Consider the following 21,205-nt stretch of genomic DNA (forward strand, 5'->3'; position numbering starts at 1 on the left):
GCCCGGCAGGAGGCATGCGTGATGCGCCCGAATATCGTCTTGGTCATGGCTGATCAGCTGGCGCCCCACTGGACGGGCGCCTATGGGCACAAGGTGGCGCGGACACCGCACATGGATGCGCTGTCGGCGCGGGGAATGCGGTTTGACGCGGCCTATTGCAACTCTCCTCTTTGCGCGCCGTCGCGCTTTGCCTTCATGTCCGGCCAGTTCATCAGCCGAATCGCCGCCTATGACAATGCCAGCGAATTCCGCGCCTCGGTCCCGACATTTGCGCATTACCTCAAGGCGTTGGGTTATCGCACCTGCCTCAGCGGCAAGATGCATTTCGTCGGCCCCGACCAGAAACATGGCTTCGAGGACCGCGTCACCACCGATATCTACCCGGCCGATTTCGCTTGGACCCCCGATTGGGAGGCACCGGACGAGCGGATCGACAAGTGGTACCACAACATGCAGACGGTCAAGGAAAGCGGCGTCGCGCAGGCCACGTTCCAGATCGACTATGACGACGAGGTGGGATTTTCCGCGCGCCGGTGGCTGTTCGACCGGGCACGCGACCGTGCCGCCGGTGATGCGGCGCCCTTCCTCATGGTGGCCAGTTTCATCCACCCGCATGATCCTTACGTGGCGCGGCCCGAATGGTGGAACCTGTATTCGGACGACCAGATCGACATGCCCGCGCATGTGCTGGCGGCCAAGGATCAGGATCCGTTCTCGCGCCGGGTTATGGACGGGATCGAGGCCAGCATCGTACCGCTGACCGACGCCGAAACCCGCCGCGCACGCCGTGCCTACCTGGCCAATGTCAGCTATTTCGACAGCAAGGTCGGAGAGATCGTGCGCACGTTGGAGGAAACCGGCGAGATCGACAACACGGTTGTCATCGTTACCGCGGATCACGGCGACATGCTGGGCGAGCGGGGCCTGTGGTACAAGATGAACTTCTTCGAGCATTCCGCCCGCGTGCCGCTGATCATGGCCGGGCCGGGCGTGGTGCGGGGAACCGCCGCCAATGCCTGTTCGCTGGTCGATCTCCTGCCCACCTTCGTCGAGATCGCGGGCGGGGACGATACCATGTTCGGTGAGCCGGTCGACGGCCGTTCGCTGATGCCGCTGGCACGGGGAGAACCCGACACCGTGGACGAGGCGATCGGCGAATATTGCGCCGAGATGACGCCCTTCCCGGTTTTCATGATCCGGCGGGGCGATCTGAAATACATCCATTGCGATGCCGACCCGCCGCAGCTTTATGACCTGGCGCTTGACCCGATGGAAACGCGGAACGTGGCGGCGGATCCCAAATACAAGGAGCGCGCGGCGGCCTTCGCGGCAGAGGTGGACGAGCGATGGGACAGTGAAAAGCTGCGTGCCGATATCATCGCCACGCAGAAATCCCGCCGCGCGCTGCACGCGGCGATGGAGGCGGGCGCCGGCGAGCCTTGGGATTACAACCCGCCGCGCGATGCCAGCCAGGAATACGTGCGCAACCACATGGATTGGACCGTGGCCGCCGGGCGCTACCGGTTCCCGCCGCTGAAGGAGACGGAAACATGATGCTCGAAGGCAAGACCGCGCTGGTCACAGGCGGGCGCGGCGGAATAGGCCGTGCCATCGTTGCCCGGTTTCTGCGCGAAGGGGCGCAGGTCTATGCCGCCGACCTGACGCCAGAGGGGTCGCTCGACTCCCATGACGAAGATGGCAGCCGGTTCGTCAGGCTGGACGTGACGCAAGAGGCCGACGCGATTGCCGCGATGCAGGAAGTCGGCGAGGCGGCGGGCAGGCTGGATATCCTGGTGAATGCCGCCGGGATCGAGATCGAGAAGACCATCGAGGACACATCGCTGGAGGAATGGAACCGGTCCTTTGCCGTGAACGCAACCGGCACGTTCCTGACCTCGAAATACGCGCTGCCCCTGTTGCGCGTGGCGGCAAAGGCCGGCAGCGGCGCAAGCATCATCAATTTCGGCTCCTATGACGGGTTCATCGCCGATCCGGGATTGGCCGCCTATTGCGCCACCAAGGGCGCGGTTCATGCGCTGACCCGCGCGATGGCCTGCGATCACGGCCCCGAGGGCATCCGCGTCAACGCGATCTGCCCCGGCTATATCGACACGCCGATGCTGCAAAGCTTTTTCACCGGCGAAGGTTCCGGCGCGGGGGGCAAGACCATCGACCAGTTGCAACAGGCGGTGCGCGACGTGCACCCGTTACGCACCTATGGCACACCCGAGGATATCGCCAACCTGGTCAACTGGCTGGCCAGCGACGAGGCGCGCTATGCCTCGGGGCAGCTTTGGGTGCTGGATGGAGGGCTGAGCGCGCAAGTTCAGCAGATGAAGATATGAGCAAACCGGTCATCATCACCTGCGCGCCCACCGGCGGCATCCATACGCCGACCATGTCCGAACACCTGCCGATCACGCCAAACGAGATCGCCGAGGCCAGCATCGGCGCGGCCGAGGCCGGGGCGTCGATCATCCATCTGCATGCGCGAAACCCGGAAAACGGCAGGCCCGACCCCGATCCGGACCTCTTCATGCAGTTCTTGCCCCGTATCAAGCAGGCGACTGGCGCGGTGATGAATGTCTCGACCGGGGGCGGCCTGGGCATGACCCGCGAAGAGCGCCTGCGCGCCGCCCTGCGGGCCAGTCCGGAAATGGCCAGCATGAACATGGGGTCGATGAATTTCGGCATCTTCCCGATGATGCAGAAATATTCCGACTGGAAACATGACTGGGAGCCCGAATTCCTGGACATGACCCGCGATTTCATTTTCCGCAACACCTTCGCGGATATCGAATACGCCATGCGCGAGCTGGGCGATGCCCACGGCACGAAATTCGAGTTTGAGTGCTATGATCTTGGTCATCTCTACAACCTTGCCTGGGTGGTGGACCAGGGTTGGGTCAAGCCGCCGTTCTTCATCCAGATGGTGTTTGGCATCCTGGGGGGGGTGGGGGCCGATCTGGACAACCTGATGCACATGCACACGATCGCCGAAAAACTCTTTGGCGACAGCTATGAATGGTCGGTTCTGGCCGCGGGCCGCCACCAGATGACGTTCACGACACAGGCCGCGATGCTGGGCGGGAACGTGCGCGTGGGGCTGGAGGACAGCCTTTACATCGGCCCGGGTCAGAAAGCGAAAACCAACGCCGAACAGGTGACGAAAATCCGGTCCATCATCGAAAACCTGGGGCTGACCGTCGCCACGCCCGAAGAGGCGCGCAAGCGCCTGGGGCTCAAGGGTGGTGACAAGGTCGCGTTCTAGAGGGGGAAGAGATGCAGACCAAGATGTTGATCAACGGCGAGATGACCGATGGCGGCGGCGAGGCCCTGGAGGTGCTGGACCCGGCCACCGGCAAGCGCGTCGCGCAGATCTCCGAGGCCACGCCCGAACAGGTCGAGGCCGCCGCCGTGGCCGCGCATGAGGCGTTCGAGAGTTACCGCCTGTCCACCCCGTCCGAACGCGCGGCGCATCTGCACGCCATCGCGGATGTCATTGAGAAAAATATCGAGGAACTTTCCGAGCTGGAGACCCTTGATGTGGGCAAGCCCTGGCCGATGGCGCAGAACGAGGAAATGCCGCTGACCATCGACACGTTCCGCTTCATGGCGGGGGCGGCGCGCACCATGTCCGGCTCGGCCACCGGTGAATACGTGGCTGGCCATACCAGCATGATCCGGCGCGATCCGATCGGCCCGGTGGCGTCGATTGCGCCCTGGAATTACCCGCTGATGATGGCCGCGTGGAAGATTGCCGCGCCGCTGGCCGCGGGGTGCACGATGGTTCTGAAACCCTCGGAAATCACGCCGCTTGCCACGTTGCGGCTGGCCGAACTTCTGGCGGATGTATTGCCCAGGGGCGTGCTTAACGTGATCCACGGGCGCGGATCCTCGGTAGGGGACAGGCTTATCAACGACCCGCGAATGGAGGGGATTTCGATTACCGGCTCGCCCGCCACCGGCATGGCGGCGATGCGCGCGGCCTCGCACCAGATCCGCCACGTGCATCTGGAACTGGGTGGCAAGGCGCCGGTCATCGCCTTTGACGATGCGGATGTGGACGCGCTGGCCGAGACCATCCGCTTCGGCTCGTACTTCAATGCCGGTCAGGATTGCGCCCAGCCCTGCCGGGTGCTGGCGCCGGACGGTGTCTATGACAGGCTCGTGGCCGCCGTTGCCGACCAGGTGGCGCAGATCAGGATCGGCACCCCCAAGGCCGAGGGCACCGAAATGGGCCCCATCGTGTCCGAGATCCAGCGCGAGCGCGTCGCCGGGTTTGTCGACCGCGCGCGGGCCAGCGCCGAGATCGCGGTAGGCGGTGTCGCGGGCGAAGGCAGCGGGTTTTTCTATCAGCCGACAGTGGTTGCGAATGTCGATAACGATGCCGAAATTGCCACCACCGAGGTGTTCGGCCCGGTCGTCACGATTTCGCGGTTCCGGGATGCCGATGACGCGCTCAGGATCGCCAATGCCGGCCGCTATGGCCTGGCATCGTCGGTCTGGACGCGTGATCTGTCGACCGCGATGCGAATGAGCACCGAACTGCGCTATGGCATGACGTGGGTGAACACCCATGGCGTGCCGACGCCGGAAATGCCCTGGGCGGCGATGAAGGGTTCGGGCACCGGCTGTGACATGAGCGTCTATTCCCTGGATGCCTATAGCGCGATCCGGCATGTGATGGTGGCGCACTGATGCGGCTGGCGGGGAAAAAGGCGCTGGTGACCGGTGGACGGCAGGGGATCGGACGCGGCATCGTCGAGGCGTTCCTGGCGGAAGGTGCCGAGGTGCTGACCTGTGGCCGGGGCGCGCGCCCCGACGGCCTGCCCGAGGCCTGTGGCTGGTGCAGCGCGGATGTCTCGGACCCCGCGCAGGTAACCGAACTGGCGCGGGCCGCCGGGCGGATTGACATTCTGGTCAACAATGCCGGTGTGCAGGTCGAAAAGACGGTGACCGACAGCACCGATGCCGATTGGGACCTGGTGATCGGCGCGAATTGCCGCGGTGTTTTCAACACGTGCCGCGCGCTGATCCCGCAGATGACGCAGGGCGCGTCGATCATCAATATCGGGTCGATCTCGGGCCGCGTGGCCGATCCGTCGATGGCGCTTTACAATGCGTCCAAGGCCTTTGTGCACGGGCTCACGCGGTCGATCGCGGTCGATCACGGGCCGCAGGTCCGCTGTAACGCGATCTGCCCGGGCTGGATCGAGACCGGGATGCTGGAGGCCGGGTTTGATATGTCCGACGATCCCGGAGCGGCGCGGCAGGATGCGCTCAGGCGTCATGCGATGCGGCGCTTTGGCAAGCCTGCTGATATTGCCGCCATTGCCGTCTGGCTGGCCTCGGACGAGGCCGGTTTCGCCACCGGGCAGATGTTCACCGTAGATGGCGGAATGACCGCCGCGTCGCCAATCAACACAGGGCTGTTCTGATGCCGGATACCTCTCATACCGCCATTCTGGGTGCGGGCGTCATCGGCGCCAGCTGGGCCGCGCTGTTTCTGGCGTCGGGCCGGTCGGTCGCCGTTTTTGACCCGGCTGAGGATGCCGCGGAAAACGTGCGCGCCTATATCGACAGGGCCTGGCCGGCGATGACCGAACTGGGCCTGACCGGGCGCGGCACACCCGACAGGATCAGTTTCCACACCTCCGCCGCCGAAGCTGTGGATGGCGCGGGCTTCGTGCAGGAAAATGTGCCCGAACGGTTGCCGATCAAACACGCAACCTTTGCCCGGATCGAGCCGGCGCTTGCGCCGGATGCCATCGTTGCCAGTTCGGCCTCGGGCCTCACGCTGGGCCAGATGCAGGAAGGTTGGGCCGATCCCGCGCGGTTCGTGCTGGGCCACCCGTTCAACCCGCCGCATCTGATCCCGCTGGTCGAGGTCATGGGCAACGAGCGGACCGCGCCCGATGTCGTCGAACGGGCCGAGGCGTTTTACGCCGATATCGGCAAGGTCACGATCCGGGTACAGAAGGAGGTGCCCGGCCATGTCGCCAATCGCCTGCAGGCCGCGGTCTGGCGTGAGGCCATCCACCTGGTGCAGTCCGGCGTGGCCAGCGTGGGCGATGTGGACAAGGCGATGTCCGCCGGACCGGGTCTGCGATGGGCCGCGATGGGGCCGACGACGCTGTTTGGCCTGGGGGCCGGGCCTGGCGGGCTGGCGGCGTTCTGCGACCATTTTGCCGATACCTTCAACGGCTGGTGGGATGACCTGGGCACACCCCGGCTGAACGATCAGACCGCCACCATGCTGGCGGCGGGGCTGGACGAGGCGACGAAGGGCGCCAGCGTCGATGACATGGCCGCCCGCCGCGACGCGATGTTCGTGGCGCTGCAAAAGGCGCTGACCAGCCTGCGCACCCGCTAGGAAGCCCTCAAGACCCGCGCGCTTGCATCACCTCGTCCCGGAACCGCCCGCGCGGAGCGCCAGGAACGGGCTGAACGGGATGATGCTGCGGCGTGGTTGCGGCACCATCGCTATAAATGGGTATATTGATGTGCTCATCCACAACTTATTGCGGTTATCCACAATAAATAGCTTTACAGGTCGCCCGATAAGCCGCACCATATCTGGTATGAACGTGGGGAATAGCCCCCGTTCGTAGAGCAGGCACCTAGCGCTTGGGGCGCTGCCAGGCCCCGAACGCTACAACAAAAGAGGTGGCGCAATGGCCTTGTCCGAGCAGTTTTTGCAAGAAGACCTTCATCCGATAGATATTGTCGAGCATATCGCAGAGCATCACGATTGGGATTTTGACCGTATCGCCGATGACCAGATCGCGATGGCCGTCGAAGGACAGTGGCGCACCTATTCGATTACCCTTGCCTGGTCGGGCTATGATGAAACCCTGCGGCTGGTCTGCAGTTTCGAGATGGATCCGCCGGAAGAAAAAATGCCGGCCCTCTATCACATGTTGAATGACGTGAACGATCAGTGCTGGGCGGGGGCTTTCACCTATTGGAAAGAGACCAAGCTGATGGTCTATCGCTATGGTCTGGTCATGGCGGGCGGTCTCGGGCCAAGCCCGGAGCAGATCGACACGCTGATCACCGCAGCGGTGATGAGTGCCGAGCGCTATTATCCGGCCTTCCAGCTGGTTGTCTGGGGTGATCGCGATCCGCAGGACGCGCTGCAAGTCGCCATTGCAGAGGCTTACGGCCGGGCGTAAACCTGACCCCGCGACGCAAGACATCAACGCGGGGTAGATCATGGATATGTCACTTGTGGCCGAAAAGGGCCTGGTTTTGCTGGGATGCGGCAAGATGGGTTCGGCCATGCTGCAGGGCTGGCTGACGGATGGGCTGCCCGCCGCCTCGGTTTGGGTGATCGATCCGAAGCCGTCGGACTGGCTGAAATCGACCGGTGTGACCATCAACGCCGACCTGCCCGCAAGCCCCGCCATCGTGCTGATCGCGGTGAAACCGCAGATGATGGGCGATGCGCTGCCAAAGATCGCGGCGATGGGCAATGGGACGACCCTGTTCGTATCGGTGGCCGCAGGCACGCCGATCGCCGCGTTCGAGGAGGCGCTTGGGCGCAGCAGCCCGATCATCCGCGCCATGCCGAACACGCCCGCCGCCGTGGGCCGGGGCATCACCGCCATCATCGGCAACGCCCATGCCAGCGAAGCGCAGATGGACCTGGCCGAGGCCCTGCTGGGCGCTGTCGGACAGGTCGTGCGGCTGCAGGCCGAAGCGCAGATGGATGCGGTCACCGGTGTTTCCGGCTCGGGTCCGGCCTATGTGTTCCACATGATCGAGTGCTTGGCCGCCGCGGGCGAGGCGCAGGGTCTGGCCCCCGACCTGGCGATGAAACTGGCGCAGGCGACGGTTGCCGGGGCCGGGGCGCTGGCCGAGGCGGCAGAGGAAACACCAGCACAGCTGCGCGTCAATGTGACCAGTCCCAACGGCACCACGCAGGCGGGGCTTGAGGTGCTGATGGACGAGGCGTCCGGCCTGCCGCCGCTGATCGCGGCCACGGTCAAGGCCGCCACCGACCGGTCGAAGGAGCTGGCCGATGGCTGACGAGATTACATTTGACGACTTCCTGAAGGTCGATATCCGTGTGGGCCGCGTGACCCGCGCCGAACCTTATCCCGAGGCGCGCAAGCCGGCGATTAAGATGTGGGTCGATTTCGGCCCTGAACTGGGCGAGAAAAAGACCTCGGCCCAGGTCACCGCCCATTACACGCCCGAGACGCTGATCGGGCGGCAGGTGGTTGCGGTCGTCAATTTCCCGCCCCGCCAGATCGGCAGATTCATGTCGGAAATTCTGGTACTTGGCTTATCGGATAGCCAGGGGGATATCGTTCTGCTAGGCCCCGACAAGGACGTGCCCGTCGGAGAGCGAATGCATTGAAACGAATATTGCTGACCCGGTCGATGCCGGAGCGCGTGGTCGCGGCCGCGCGCGCACATTTTGACGTTGAAATCCGCGACGATGCCGCACCGCTGAAAGTGGGCCAGATGCGCGCGGCGCTGGCGCTTTACGATGGGGTGATGCCGACCCTGGGCGACATGTTCGGTGCCGAGGTGTTTGACGGGTTTCAGAACCCGCGCTGCAAGATCCTGGCGAATTTCGGCGTGGGATATAACCATATCGACACTGACGCGGCGCGTGCGGTCGGCGTGTCGGTGACCAACACGCCCGGCGCGGTCACGGATGCCACCGCCGATATCGCGCTGACGCTGATGCTGATGTCGGCGCGGCGCGCCGGCGAGGGCGAAAGGCTGGTGCGCGCAGGCGCGTGGACGGGATGGAACCCGACACAGATGCTGGGACTGCACATAACCGGCAAGATCGTGGGCATCATCGGCATGGGCCGGATCGGGCAGGCGGTGGCGCGGCGCTGTCACCACGGGTTCGGCATGAAGGTGGTCTATACCCGGCGCAGCGGGGATGTTGACCTTGGCTTTCCGACCGAGCGGGTAAGGCAGGAGGAATTGCTGGCGCGCTCGGATTTTGTCGTGCTATGTGTTCCGGCCTCGCCGGAAACCTATCACATGATAGATGCCGAGCAACTGACTTGGATGGCCCCGCATGCCCATCTGATCAATGTTTCGCGCGGCGATGTCGTCGATGAGACGGCATTGATCGCGGCCCTGCAGGCCGGTGCGATCGGCGGCGCGGGGCTTGATGCCTATGAACATGAGCCCGAGGTGCCGGCAGAGCTGACCGCGCTGGAGAACGTGGTGCTGTTGCCGCATCTGGGCACGGCGGCGCTGGAGGTGCGCGAGGCGATGGGGCTGATGGCGGTCGAAAACCTGCGGGCCTATCTGAATGACGAGACACCCCCCAACCTGGTGAACTGAGGTGCCAGGCGGCAAGCGCCCCCCGTGCCGCGCGACCCACCCGCCCACCCGTCGCCCGGCACGGGGGGCGACCAGGGCCCGTTGCTCCGTGCATTGCCCGCTTGACGTTGCCGACCCTGTGGACGATCTTGGGTGATCTGCTTCGGGGGCAAGAACCATGTACACACCCGCCATCACGGGCACCGGCGTCTACACGCCTGACCAGATCGTAACCAATGACGAGTTGGTTGCGGCCTTCAACGCCCATGCCGAGAAGTTCAATGCCCGGCACGCCGATGCGATTGCCGCTGGCGAGATCGAGGCCAAGCAGCCTTCGTCGACGGAATTCATCGTCAGCGCATCGGGTATCCATCAGCGGTACGTGCTGGACAAGACCGGCGTTCTGGATCCCGAAGTGATGCACCCGCACCTGCCAGAGCGCGGCAATGATGAGCCGTCTTTGATGGCGGAAATGGCGCTGGACGCCTGCGCCAAGGCGCTGGAGCGGGCCGGGCGGCGGGCAGAGGAAGTGGACCTGGTAATCTGTGCCGCCAGCAATCACGAGCGCCCCTATCCGGCGATTGCTGTCGAGATCCAGCAATTGCTGGGCGCGGGCGGGTTTGCCTTTGACATGAATGTCGCCTGTTCGTCGGCCACGTTCGGGATGCAGGCGGCAGCGGACATGATCCGCACCGGGTCGGTCCGCCGTGCGCTGGTCGTGAATCCCGAAATCTGTTCCGGCCACCTGGAATGGCGCGACCGCGACTGCCATTTCATCTTCGGCGATGTCTGCACCGCCGCGGTGCTGGAACGCGCAGACGAGGCGAAGGGCGCGCATTTCGTAATCCGCTCGACCCGCTGTGCCACGCAGTTTTCGAACAATATCCGCAACAATAACGGCTTTTTGCGCCGCACCCGCGAGGGCCACATGGCGGACCGGCGCGATATGCTGTTCGTGCAGGAGGGCCGCAAGGTGTTCAAGGAGGTTTTGCCGCTGGTATCAAGGCACATTGCCGAGCATATGGCCGACGAGGGTATCGAGGCGGCAGAGCTGAAACGGCTCTGGCTGCATCAGGCCAACAAGGCAATGAACGATTTCATCGGGCGCAAGGTGATGGGCCGGGTGCCCGAGGCCCACGAGCAACCCAACATCTTGCAGGATTACGCCAATACTTCCTCGGCCGGTTCGATCATCGCCTTCTCGAAATATTCCGATGACATGGCGCCGGGTGACACCGGTCTTATCTGTTCCTTCGGGGCGGGCTATTCAGTGGGATCGGTATTGGTCGAGCGCGCGGGTTGACCCGCTGTTTTGCGGGCAACGGGTGAGGCCGTCTTTGACAGGCTGACACCACCCTCTTTGGAAGCGAACTTCCTGGGATGGAATGCGATGGCGCCAATATGCCCGCAAACGGGATCACGAAGAAAGGACATCCCCGAAACCCCCGGCCTCACCCTCGTGCCCGCACTTGGGGACGACGAGCACCCTTTCGTCCCGGAAAACCTTGGGATTGCTTACAAATGACATTTCGGGATAAAGCCTTTAATGGGAAAACATCAGGGGCTTTCCCTTGTCGTGACGACCGCACCACCTTGGGGATGAGTAATGTCAAAAGTCGGAAGCTATCTGAAGAAACATACCGAGGCGCTGGTCAAGGATGTGGGGATCGAGCCCGCCTGCGAGCTGACGGGCAAGTCCAAGGCGACGCTGGGGCGGTACTATTCCGACCATGACGAACACGCTGACCGTTTCATGCCGATTGATGCCGTGGCCGCGCTGGAGGAAGCGGCGTCTTATCCGCATGTCACCAGCGCGCTGGCCGAGTTGAAGGGCATCAGCCTGTCCTATGACGAACGGCGCAAGAACACCGCTGACAAGGGCGGCGTGAATTCCGACGTCATCGCGCTGAGCCAGCGCTTCGCGATGCTGATGGCCGAGTACCAGCAATCCATCGACGACGGGGTTATCACCGTGAACGAGGCCAAGCGGCTTCTGAAGGAAACCACGATGCTGCAGCAGGTCCTGATCGACATGAAACTGCACCTGGAAGAAGAAACTACCTGATAGCCGGACCACCCCGCTTGGGTTGTGGCGCAGTAAACCCCTCGGAATCCGTTCCTGTCCATTGCCGGGGCGGGCGCGGGCACTTCAAGGTCGTGGCGGCTTGTGAACGGCAACCCCGACCATGACGAACAGCACCCCGATGACCTCCACGGCGTTCGGGATCTGGCGCAGAACGATTACGCCGATGATCGTTGCCGTGGCGGGCAAGAGCGCCAGAAGAAAGGCGAAGCTGGCGCGTGGCAGCCGTGACATGGCGAGTTGGTCGCAGATGTAGGGTATGACCGAAGAACAGATGCCCGCACCGGCGCCTGCCAGGATCAGAACCGGCGCGCCGAATGCGTCAAGCGCCTGAAGGAAGCCGATTGGCATGACGAACAGGAAGGCCACCGACATTGCCGCGCCCAGACGCTCCACCCCACCCGATGCACCAGTTTCGGAAATCCTGTGCCCGAGGATGATGTAAAGGATAAAGGACGAAGAGGCCGCCGTTCAGCACCGCCCAGAACAGCCCCAGCAGGTCAGATGTCAGCTTGGCACCGCCCGCCGAAAGCAATGAAGGGGTGTCGATCAGCAACGTCACGCCAATCACGGTCAGGGCAAGGGCGAGGTAATTGCGGCCGGTGCGCAACCCCCACAGCGCGACCATGATTGTGCCGGTGAACTCGATGGCGGCCACAAGCGCGATCGGCAGCCGGTCAAGCGCAAGATAAAAGGCGCTGTTCATCACCGCCAGACACCCGCCAAGGGCCAACAGCAGCAAACGCTCGTGCGGTGCGGCATTGCGGAAGGTGCGCCAGGGTTTCGTGATCGGTGCGAAAACCAGCGCGGCGGCGGCGATCCGAAACCAGGCCACGCCCAGCACGCCGATCACCGGAAAGAGCAGGACGGCAAAGGCCGGACCGAGATAGTGGAAAATTGCCGACAGCCCGAACCAGGCGTGCGGCGGCACACGCGCGGACAGATGAGACAGGGCACCGGGTGGCGGCGCCGGCGGGGCGGATTTGGCTTGTTTCGTCATCATGTGATAATAGAAGGCAAAGAACCTGGAAAATATGGTCAACAATCATGCAAGATATGAAAAATCCAGCCAATACGAAGGAGAGTTCCTCAAATTTCCTTCGATCTGGAAAAGCGGCTCTGGACAACATAGATGCCGCGATCATTCGCGAGCTGACTTGCGATTCGCGCCTTCCCCGGGCAGAGCTCGCCCGTCGCGTCGGCCTGTCAGCGCCCAGTGTTGCGGATCGCGTCAGGCGCCTGGAAGATGCCGGCGTGATCACCGGCTACGGCGCGCGGATCGACCCAGCGCGTCTGGGTTATGGTCTGACGGTGCTGATCCGCGCGCGCCCTCTGCCCGGCGAGATGAAGAACATGATCGAAGCCATCCGGGGCACGCCCCAGATCGTGACCTGCGACAGGGTCTCGGGCGATGATTGCTTTGTGGCGCGGGCACATGTCCGCGACGTGGCGGATATGGAGGCCGTCATTGACCGGCTCGTGCCGTTCGGCGCCACCAATTCTTCGATCGTGCAATCGACGCCCATACCCGAACGGTTGGTCGAGCTCTGAAGGCACCCGCCATGCGCCCGGTGCCCGTGGCGCCCTTCTTTGCCAGCGCGTTTGTCGGTCGTACAGGCGGCAGGGCAGGGAAGCCGCGCTGCCGGACCACGGCGCGAAAGCCCCGGGCCGGTGTTTCGCGGGGCTTGGCCTTGACGTTCTTTTGGTGCAGGACTGAGGTTGACCTTCCAACGTACGCAACCAGGGGCGCCCCATGACCGATATCACCCGTTACGAAACCAATCAGCGCATGAGCCAGGTCGTGCACCATGGCGACGTCGTTTATCTGGCCGGGCAGGTTGGCAATGCCGGAGACAGCGTCGCAGACCAGACGCGCACCTGTCTTGAGCGGGTTGAGAAGCTGCTGGCCAAGGCAAATTCCAACAAGTACCGCATTTTGCAGACCACCATCTGGCTGGCCGACATGGCCGATTTTGCCGAGATGAATGAAGTCTGGGATGCCTGGGTGCCCGAGGGCCATGCGCCGGCCCGTGCCTGCGGAGAGGCCAAGCTTGCGCTGCCTGAACTCAGGGTCGAGATCCTGGTCATCGCTGCCGCGCAACCGCGCGTTCATGACCGTGGGCGCTGATCCGCGATTGGCCTGGAAATCCGGTCAGGAATTGCCCGCCACGACGGATGGACGCTGCCGGTTGGTTGCGCTATCAGGCGGGCAGTAACCCACTCAGAAAGGCGCGTTCATGTCCGGCCACGGCACTCCGATCCCGATGACTTCTGCCAAATGCGGCCCATTGACCGGCACGGCAGATGTGCCGGGGGATAAATCCATTTCGCACCGCTCGCTGATCCTGGGGGCGATGGCGGTGGGCGAAACCCGTATCACAGGCCTGCTTGAGGGTGAGGATGTGCTGGACACCGCCAAGGCCATGCGTGCCTTTGGCGCCGAGGTCACGGACCACGGCGGCGGCGAATACTCGGTCCACGGCGTCGGCACCGGCGGTTTCGCCGAGCCTGACCAGGTGGTCGATTGCGGCAATTCGGGCACCGGGGTGCGGCTGATCATGGGGGCGATGGCGACCTCGCCGATTACCGTTACCTTTACCGGTGACGCGTCGCTCAACAGCCGCCCGATGGCGCGCGTGACCGATCCGCTGGCATTGTTCGGCGCGCAATCCGTGGGCCGCGGCGGCGGCCGCCTGCCGATGACGATCACCGGCGCTGCCGACCCTGTGCCCGTGCGCTATACTGTGCCAGTACCCTCGGCGCAGGTGAAATCTGCGGTTCTGCTGGCGGGGCTGAACGCGCCCGGCCAGACCGTGGTGATCGAGAAGGAAGCGACGCGCGACCATACCGAACGGATGCTGGCCGGGTTTGGGGCCGACATCACCGTGGAGGAAACCGAAGAGGGCCGCGTCATCACCCTGACCGGCCGGCCCGAGCTGACGCCCCAGACCATCGCCGTGCCGCGCGATCCCAGTTCGGCCGCGTTTCCGGTCTGTGCGGCAATCATCACGCCGGGCTCGGACGTGTTGGTGCCGGGCATCGGCCTTAACCCCACCCGCGCCGGGCTGTTCACGACGCTGCGCGAGATGGGGGCCGATCTGAGCTATGAAAACGAGCGCAGCGAGGGCGGCGAACCGGTCGCCGACCTGCGTGCGCGCTTCTCGCCCGACTTGAAGGGTATCGAAGTACCGCCCGAGCGCGCCGCCAGCATGATCGACGAATACCCCGTATTGTCGGTGGTGGCCGCCTTTGCCGAAGGCGACACCGTCATGCGCGGGGTCAAGGAATTGCGGGTCAAGGAAAGCGACCGGATCGACGCGATGGCCACCGGGCTGCGGGCAAACGGCGTAACGGTCGAGGATGGCCCCGACTGGTGGACCGTCACTGGCATGGGCCACGGCAATGTGTCGGGCGGGGCCACCTGCGCCAGCCACCTGGATCACCGCATCGCCATGTCTTTCATGGTGATGGGCATGGCCACGCAAAACCCGGTCAGTGTCGATGACGGCAGCCCGATTGCCACGTCTTTCCCGATCTTCGAGCCGCTGATGGCGGGGCTGGGCGCCCGGATTAGTCGCGATAACCGCTGATCCGCAAGCCGTGCGAAGGGCCGGCCCCGGATGCCCGGCGTATCGCGGCTGCGGATGGCGCTATGCGAGAAAGCCGGGGAACCCGCATGGGGTTCCTTTCCGCACGGGCTTTGGATAAGCCTGAGATGTGCACAGGATCTGGAGCGTTTGATGAGCTTTACCGTGGCAATTGACGGGCCTGCGGCGGCGGGCAAGGGCACGATTTCGCGTGCCGTCGCCGCGCGGTTCGGGTTTGCCCATCTGGATACCGGGCTGCTTTATCGCGCGACGGGGCGGCGCACCCTGAACGGCACCGATCCGGTCGCGGCCGCGCGGGCGCTGACACCCGCCGATCTTGACGCCGATGACCTTCGCACACCCGAGGTGGCGCAGGCCGCCAGCCGCGTGGCCGCGATCCCCGAGGTGCGTCAGACGTTGCTGGATTTTCAGCGCGCGTTCGCGACCCGCAACGGCGGTGCGGTTCTGGACGGGCGTGACATCGGCACGGTGATCTGTCCGGACGCGCAGGTAAAGCTGTTCGTGACCGCCAATGATGATGTCCGCGCCCGCCGTCGCCATGCCGAACTGACCGGCAAGGGTATGGTGCTGACGGTCGAGGATGTCCTGGAGGATCTGCGTGCCCGCGACGCCCGCGACAGCGCCCGCGCCACCGCCCCCCTGAAGCCGGCTGAGGATGCCGTCATGCTCGATACCTCGGAAATGTCCATCGAGGCAGCGACCCAGGCCGCGATCGGGATTATCGAGCGGCGGCTGGCGCCGGGTGACGGCTGAGCAGGTTCAGAACGCCTCAGCCTTTGTAGAGTTCGCTTTCGCTGCCCAGATACCCGTTCCAGGCAAACCAATAGGCGATATGGCCGGCGACGCGGGGCAGGGTGCGCCCATCGGAGGCCCGCAACACCTCTTCGTCGATCTGCCAGTGGACCCCATCCGACGATTGCAGCCCATCCTTGGTCTTCTCGAAGGTCAGGCCGCCGCGTTCATAGGCGCGGACCGAGCGGCTCCTGGCGTCGCCGATCAGCACCAGCGGCTTGCCCTGCATTGCATCATTGATGACCCGGCGTTTGCGAAACGCCTTCAGCGGCCACGCCTTGGCCCCGCCGAACTCCCGGATCCCAAAGACGTAATCCTTTTGCCGGTGCTGGCGCTGATCGACATTTGTCGGAAACATCAGGTTGTCGGAGGCGAAATATTCACGATAGACCACACCCGAGCCGTAGTCGCGGCGATGGCCGGTCTGCAGCGACAGGATGCGCGTGTCCGGATTGTCGCGCCGCCATTCGGCCCAGGTGGTGATGACGACCGGGCGCTGTTGCAGCTCGATGCCGCTATTGACCAGCCGCCCCGAGACCGGTTTGCCGGTGAACTGGTTCCACAGCGAATGGGTGGCGCGGTCGAACATCAGCTTGTTGGACCGGTAAAGGAATCCGGACGATCCGAAGATCAACGGCCTTGACCGTCCCCGCACCTTGGTCTCGAACAGGATACCCGAGCCGCAAAGCGTGCAATAGGCCAGGGCGACCGGTACACCGCCGATCACCTCGTTGAACATCTCGTGCCAGCCCATGATCCTGAGCGGATAGGCGCGGATGTCGCCATTGATCGCCACGCCGAATACCAGATCGCTGTCGCGCATATAGCTGGCCTGGGCGGCGGTAATCAGGCGGGGATTGTCCAGCGACGGGATACCATCCTTGCGCACCCCGCCCCAGGTGATCTCTTCCAGGCGGATCTTCATCCGGTCGCGCTGCAGGTGGCGCGGCTTGAGGAAGACGTCGAAATTCGGATCGATCTGCAGATAGATCTCGCGTTTGAGCGCGATGAGCGAGGGTTGATGCGGCACGATCTGGGGGTTGGCCTCTTGCCAGAGCATCCAGTCGAACCAACTGTCGCCCGCCTTGGCGCCGGTGATGGCGGTCAGGGTTTCGGAAAAGTAGGTCGGCGGAAGTTGCGAGAACCGCATCGCCATGATCAGCCCGGCCGCAAGATCAGGCCGGTTCCGGTTGCGGATGGCATTCAGCGCGTCGATGGCGCGGTCGGGCGACCCCGCGATCGTCTGGCGCAAAAGGTCAAACTCGGCCTGGTTTTCCTGTGCCGCAAGCGGCGCAGGCAATGCGCCAGATGCGGCGGCGCTGACGATGAAATGGCGGCGGGTCAGGGGCAAGGTGCATCCTCCGGTGACGGGTCTGACCGGAAGATGCGTGTTTGGGGGATCACATGCACTAAACGTCTTGGTGAGCAGTGCGGTAAAACGGGCAGGGCCACGAGGGTGGGGGGAGGCTTGGCCCTGCCCGGGACGGCGTTAGCCGTTTGCCAGTTCTTCGACCGATTTATGTTCGATCTGGGTCCAGTTTTCGTCGGCGGTGGCTTTGACGCCAGCGACATCTTCGAGGAAAAGCTCACGGGTCTTTTCGTTCAGGAACAGGAACAGTTTGCCTTCATGCACGACGAACTTGTCCGGGTCGCCGTCGAATTTCTTGCCGACCGATACGCCGTAGGAGCAGAAACCGCCATGCTGAGGGGTGTATTTCGCCGGGTTGGCCTTGAACGCTTCCAGGTTCTCGGCGCTGGCGAAATAGTACGAAGCCCCATCATGGGTCAGCGCATGCTGGGCCGAGCCGTCGACGACCTTGCTGTCGTTCAACAGGGCGACCGGATCGGCGCCATGCACGGCCAGCGGGGCGCCAGCGGCGGAAATGCCATTGCTGACATTGATTTCATCCGCTGCAAAGGCAGGCGCCGCGATCAGCGGCAGGGTGGCGACAATGGTGGTGATCAACAGGTTCTTCATTTTTTGTCCTTTCAGGTTTCCGGGTCGGTCTTTGCTGACGCGACAGAACGGAAATTATGTCGCCGTGGTGAAACTTGAATGCCGGAAAATTCACGAAAACACGCAGATCGTTCGAAACCATGAATGAACGGTGTTATTCTGCGATAATCTTCAGCACCGCGGCCTGCCGGATATCCTCGCGCCTGCCATCCCGCGCGGCCCTTGGGGCCGCCGCGAACGGCGCAAGACCGCATATGTTCAGGCCCGCCAGCAGTGTCGGGGCTTGATCCCGCCCCGTAACTGGCTTATACGCGCGCCTGTCGATAAGGCGGAAACCGCCGCGGAACATTGAGATGAGCAGGGTCGGGACCAATCCGGCCCTCTTTGTTTTGCGGAACCAGACGGGCTCTGCCTGACCAACGAAACCCCAAGACCGGCGGAGACAACCGCGCGGCCCGAAACACGAAACGTTAGGATTGAAACGCCACATGGCTCAAAACGCATCGATGGAGGAATTCGAAGCCCTCCTGAACGAAAGCTTCGAAATGGACACGCCCGAAGAGGGGTCGGTTGTCAAAGGCAAGGTCATCGCGATTGAAGCAGGCCAAGCCATCATCGACGTAGGCTACAAGATGGAAGGCCGCGTCGAGCTCAAGGAATTCGCAAACCCCGGTGAAGCCCCCGAAATCGCCGTCGGCGACGAGGTCGAGGTGTTCCTGCGCGCGGCGGAAAACGCCCGCGGCGAGGCTGTCATCTCGCGCGAGATGGCGCGCCGCGAGGAAGCCTGGGATCGTCTGGAAAAAGCCTATGCCGATGATGAACGTGTCGAAGGCGCGATCTTTGGCCGGGTCAAGGGTGGTTTCACCGTCGATCTGGGCGGTGCCGTGGCCTTCCTGCCCGGTTCGCAGGTTGATGTGCGCCCGGTGCGCGACGCCGGCCCGCTGATGGGCCTCAAGCAGCCGTTCCAGGTTCTGAAAATGGACCGCCGCCGCGGCAACATCGTTGTCTCGCGCCGCGCGATCCTGGAAGAAAGCCGCGCCGAGCAGCGTGCCGAGGTCATCGGCAACCTGACCGAGGGTCAGAATGTCGAGGGCGTGGTCAAGAACATCACCGAATACGGTGCGTTTGTCGACCTGGGCGGTGTTGACGGGCTGCTGCACGTCACCGACATGGCCTGGCGCCGCGTGAATCACCCGTCGGAAATTCTGTCGATCGGTGAAACCGTCCAGGTGCAGGTCATCAAGATCAACAAGGAAACCCACCGCATTTCGCTGGGCATGAAGCAGCTGCAGGAAGATCCGTGGGATCTGGTGGCCGCCAAGTATCCACTGGAATCGGTGCACACCGGACGTGTCACCAACATCACCGACTACGGTGCCTTTGTTGAGCTGGAGCCGGGTGTCGAAGGTCTTGTGCATGTCAGCGAAATGTCGTGGACCAAGAAGAACGTGCATCCCGGCAAGATCGTATCCACCTCGCAAGAGGTCGAAGTCATGGTTCTGGAAATCGACGGTGCCAAGCGCCGCGTTTCCCTGGGCCTGAAGCAGACCATGCGCAACCCCTGGGAAGTCTTTGCCGAGCAATTCCCCGAGGGCACCGAAGTGGAAGGCGAGGTCAAGAACATCACCGAATTCGGTCTGTTCATCGGCCTGGAAGGCGAAATCGACGGCATGGTCCACCTCTCCGACATCTCGTGGGACGAGCGTGGCGAGGATGCGATCCAGAACTACCGCAAGGGCGATGTGGTTCAGGCGGTCGTGTCCGAGGTCGACACGGAAAAAGAGCGCATCTCGCTCAGCATCAAGGCCCTGGGCGGTGACAAGTTCGCCGAGGCCGTTGGCGGCGTGAAGCGCGGTTCGGTCATCACGGTCGAGGTCACCTCGATCGAGGATGGCGGCATCGAGGTCGAATACGAAGGCATGAAGAGCTTCATCCGCCGTTCGGACCTGAGCCGCGATCGTGCGGAACAGCGCCCTGACCGGTTCAGCGTCGGCGACAAGGTCGACGTGCGTGTGACCAATGTCGACAGCAAGACCCGCCGTCTGGGCCTGTCGATCAAGGCGCGCGAGATCGCCGAGGAGAAGGAAGCCGTGGAACAATACGGCAGTTCGGATTCCGGTGCATCGCTGGGCGATATCCTGGGCGCCGCGCTGAAGGGCGACGACTAAACCCGCAGCCCGGTAGGAAAACCGTTTGGCCCCGCCTGTCCGGCGGGGCCATTTTTTTGTCTTCGTGAAAGCGGAGGGTTCAGGCTTTGCGGAACCGCCGCAGCGCGCCCAATCCGCCCAGACCGGCAATCAGCAGCCAGCCCGCCGCGGGCAGGGGCACGACGCTGATCTCGCCCGCAAGCACCGGAAGCCCGGCATTATAGTTGCGGGGGGCCGCGATGGGATTGCCGTTGCCGTCATCGACGATACCGCCGCCAAGGCCGTTTCCGATATTGTCTTCAAGTTGGAAATTGGTGAAGGCGCCATGAATCACGATTTCACGGTCTGCCAGATCCAGCAGATCGTTGATGTCGAACGACCCGCTATAGGCAGGCGTCGTCAGCAGATCATAGGTATACGAAGAGTCGATCCTGCCATTTGGCGCTGTCGGAAAGCCCCCAAGTCCGGGTACCGTGTCATCCGTCAGCGACAGGATGATCGGCCCATAGGTTGCAGCGCCTTCCAGCAATTCAATAAAACCGTCGCCATCGCTATCCTGCGCCGCCGTCGGTGTCACGGAATTTCCGTTGGAACCATCGGCATTCTTGACGCCGTGAATATGCTGTACATGCGGGACATCGGGATCGAGCCCCGACGCGCGCACCCGGACGGACAGCGTGTTGGCCACGTCGTCAAGCCTGAGGTTGACCTTGCCGCTTGCGCCAAAGCCGTTGAGATCACTCAGTATCGCGCGGTAGTCGATGGTTGCGGCCGGGGCGATGGTGCCCAGGCCGGTACAGAGTGCGGTCGTCAGGGATAGTGTTCTTAAAGTTGGCATTTGTTCATATCCTCCCAGTCAGTTGCGCCGCAAGAACAGCTCGCGGCTCTGGAAGACACGATCCGACTGCGGGAAAAGTTTCGGAGCCTGTGAAAAATCCGGGTCTGATGTCTGGTCCGCCGGGGTCGGTTCAGCCCCTGGAGTCCGGCCAGGAAGGTCACGCATGGACGCCTGACGGCTCTTTCGCCGAAGGCGTCTTGCGCGCCGCCTGCTGGGTCGTCAGCCCGGCAAGACGCGGGCAACCCGCGATGTTCTCCGCCTGCGGGCGTGCACGCCTTGGCTGCGCGGTGTTCCGCCCTCCGGAGGCTGTTTTCTTGTTGCGAATCAATGGCTATTCCGCGCCGCAGAAAAACTCTGAACGGCGAGGATGCGGGCGGATCGCCTGGCATCTGGCCGAAGTTTTTTGACCCAAAAGCGAATTTTTGGGCAAATTCGCGCCGTTCTTACGCCGCTTTGTGTTTCTGTTTTTCGCGATGTTAT

The 21,205-nt window shown here is 63.4% G+C and carries 22 protein-coding genes and 1 pseudogene; 18 read left to right on the top strand and 5 right to left on the bottom strand.

Annotation, left to right across the window (positions count from 1 at the left end; translation table 11 throughout):
- The first annotated feature begins 21 nt into the window (after positions 1–21).
- The 12 genes from betC to AAFO92_RS03400 all read left to right on the top strand — a co-directional run bounded on the left by betC (position 22) and on the right by AAFO92_RS03400 (position 11,365).
- Entirely contained in the window at positions 22–1,554 is a 1,533-nt protein-coding gene (gene betC, locus AAFO92_RS03345) for a choline-sulfatase (protein ID WP_347533230.1), read from the top strand.
- Complete coding sequence (locus AAFO92_RS03350) at positions 1,551–2,345, top strand: SDR family oxidoreductase (protein ID WP_347533231.1); 795 nt, start codon at positions 1,551–1,553, stop codon at positions 2,343–2,345. The genes betC and AAFO92_RS03350 overlap by 4 nt, the downstream gene beginning before the upstream one ends.
- A complete protein-coding gene (locus AAFO92_RS03355) occupies positions 2,342–3,271 on the top strand; it encodes a 3-keto-5-aminohexanoate cleavage protein (RefSeq protein ID WP_347533232.1) in 930 nt (309 codons plus the stop codon). The genes AAFO92_RS03350 and AAFO92_RS03355 overlap by 4 nt, the downstream gene beginning before the upstream one ends.
- Positions 3,272–3,282: 11 nt before the next feature.
- Positions 3,283–4,701 (top strand): gamma-aminobutyraldehyde dehydrogenase, encoded by a 1,419-nt coding sequence (locus tag AAFO92_RS03360; RefSeq protein ID WP_347533233.1) that lies wholly within the window; start codon positions 3,283–3,285, stop codon positions 4,699–4,701.
- On the top strand, positions 4,701–5,441 hold the full coding sequence (locus tag AAFO92_RS03365; protein WP_347533234.1) for an SDR family oxidoreductase: 741 nt from the start codon (positions 4,701–4,703) through the stop codon (positions 5,439–5,441). Before AAFO92_RS03360 ends, AAFO92_RS03365 begins: the two co-directional genes overlap by 1 nt.
- On the top strand, positions 5,441–6,376 hold the full coding sequence (locus tag AAFO92_RS03370) for a 3-hydroxyacyl-CoA dehydrogenase NAD-binding domain-containing protein (protein ID WP_347533235.1): 936 nt from the start codon (positions 5,441–5,443) through the stop codon (positions 6,374–6,376). The genes AAFO92_RS03365 and AAFO92_RS03370 overlap by 1 nt, the downstream gene beginning before the upstream one ends.
- Positions 6,377–6,677: 301 nt before the next feature.
- On the top strand, positions 6,678–7,178 hold the full coding sequence (locus tag AAFO92_RS03375; protein WP_347533236.1) for a YbjN domain-containing protein: 501 nt from the start codon (positions 6,678–6,680) through the stop codon (positions 7,176–7,178).
- Positions 7,179–7,218: 40 nt separating this feature from the next.
- Positions 7,219–8,034 (top strand): pyrroline-5-carboxylate reductase, encoded by an 816-nt coding sequence (gene proC, locus AAFO92_RS03380; protein ID WP_347533237.1) that lies wholly within the window; start codon positions 7,219–7,221, stop codon positions 8,032–8,034.
- Positions 8,027–8,368, top strand: a complete 342-nt coding sequence (locus AAFO92_RS03385) for a tRNA-binding protein (RefSeq protein WP_347533238.1) — start codon at positions 8,027–8,029, stop codon at positions 8,366–8,368. Before proC ends, AAFO92_RS03385 begins: the two co-directional genes overlap by 8 nt.
- Entirely contained in the window at positions 8,365–9,321 is a 957-nt protein-coding gene (locus tag AAFO92_RS03390) for a D-glycerate dehydrogenase (protein WP_347533239.1), read from the top strand. The genes AAFO92_RS03385 and AAFO92_RS03390 overlap by 4 nt, the downstream gene beginning before the upstream one ends.
- A gap of 157 nt (positions 9,322–9,478) precedes the next feature.
- Complete coding sequence (locus AAFO92_RS03395; protein WP_347533240.1) at positions 9,479–10,603, top strand: beta-ketoacyl-ACP synthase III; 1,125 nt, start codon at positions 9,479–9,481, stop codon at positions 10,601–10,603.
- A 303-nt stretch (positions 10,604–10,906) separates the two neighbouring features.
- Positions 10,907–11,365, top strand: coding sequence for a hypothetical protein (locus AAFO92_RS03400; protein ID WP_347533241.1), 459 nt, complete (start codon positions 10,907–10,909; stop codon positions 11,363–11,365).
- 84 nt (positions 11,366–11,449) lie between these two features.
- Here the strand turns inward: AAFO92_RS03400 and AAFO92_RS03405 are convergent, their stop codons facing one another.
- Entirely contained in the window at positions 11,450–11,758 is a 309-nt protein-coding gene (locus AAFO92_RS03405) for an EamA family transporter (protein WP_347533242.1), read from the bottom strand.
- Positions 11,706–12,425, bottom strand: coding sequence for a hypothetical protein (locus AAFO92_RS03410; RefSeq protein ID WP_347533243.1), 720 nt, complete (start codon positions 12,423–12,425; stop codon positions 11,706–11,708). The genes AAFO92_RS03405 and AAFO92_RS03410 overlap by 53 nt, the downstream gene beginning before the upstream one ends.
- Positions 12,426–12,439: 14 nt before the next feature.
- Here AAFO92_RS03410 and AAFO92_RS03415 point away from each other — a divergent pair.
- From AAFO92_RS03415 to AAFO92_RS03435, 5 genes and pseudogenes are all read left to right on the top strand, one after another.
- Positions 12,440–12,634: pseudogene (locus AAFO92_RS03415) on the top strand (AsnC family transcriptional regulator); the annotation flags it as partial.
- A 3-nt stretch (positions 12,635–12,637) separates the two neighbouring features.
- Positions 12,638–12,934 (top strand): Lrp/AsnC family transcriptional regulator, encoded by a 297-nt coding sequence (locus AAFO92_RS03420; protein WP_347533357.1) that lies wholly within the window; start codon positions 12,638–12,640, stop codon positions 12,932–12,934.
- A gap of 202 nt (positions 12,935–13,136) precedes the next feature.
- Positions 13,137–13,511, top strand: coding sequence for a RidA family protein (locus AAFO92_RS03425; protein ID WP_347533244.1), 375 nt, complete (start codon positions 13,137–13,139; stop codon positions 13,509–13,511).
- A 109-nt stretch (positions 13,512–13,620) separates the two neighbouring features.
- Positions 13,621–14,973 (top strand): 3-phosphoshikimate 1-carboxyvinyltransferase, encoded by a 1,353-nt coding sequence (gene aroA / locus AAFO92_RS03430; RefSeq protein ID WP_347533245.1) that lies wholly within the window; start codon positions 13,621–13,623, stop codon positions 14,971–14,973.
- Between the two features lie 150 nt (positions 14,974–15,123).
- On the top strand, positions 15,124–15,744 hold the full coding sequence (locus AAFO92_RS03435; RefSeq protein ID WP_347533246.1) for a d(CMP) kinase: 621 nt from the start codon (positions 15,124–15,126) through the stop codon (positions 15,742–15,744).
- A gap of 16 nt (positions 15,745–15,760) precedes the next feature.
- Here the strand turns inward: AAFO92_RS03435 and AAFO92_RS03440 are convergent, their stop codons facing one another.
- On the bottom strand, positions 15,761–17,134 hold the full coding sequence (locus tag AAFO92_RS03440) for a DUF3179 domain-containing protein (RefSeq protein WP_347533247.1): 1,374 nt from the start codon (positions 17,132–17,134) through the stop codon (positions 15,761–15,763).
- A gap of 138 nt (positions 17,135–17,272) precedes the next feature.
- Positions 17,273–17,761: a YHS domain-containing (seleno)protein gene (locus AAFO92_RS03445; RefSeq protein WP_347533248.1), complete on the bottom strand. Its 489-nt coding sequence runs from the start codon at positions 17,759–17,761 to the stop codon at positions 17,273–17,275.
- A 467-nt stretch (positions 17,762–18,228) separates the two neighbouring features.
- On the opposite strand from AAFO92_RS03445, the gene rpsA reads away from it, so the two are divergent.
- Positions 18,229–19,908 (top strand): 30S ribosomal protein S1, encoded by a 1,680-nt coding sequence (gene rpsA / locus AAFO92_RS03450; RefSeq protein WP_347533249.1) that lies wholly within the window; start codon positions 18,229–18,231, stop codon positions 19,906–19,908.
- Between the two features lie 79 nt (positions 19,909–19,987).
- On the opposite strand, the gene AAFO92_RS03455 is transcribed toward rpsA, so the two are convergent.
- Entirely contained in the window at positions 19,988–20,725 is a 738-nt protein-coding gene (locus AAFO92_RS03455) for a CHRD domain-containing protein (protein WP_347533250.1), read from the bottom strand.
- Positions 20,726–21,205 lie beyond the last annotated feature (480 nt).

Source organism: Roseovarius sp. CAU 1744, assembly GCF_039839345.1.
Taxonomy (GTDB): Bacteria; Pseudomonadota; Alphaproteobacteria; order Rhodobacterales; family Rhodobacteraceae; genus Roseovarius.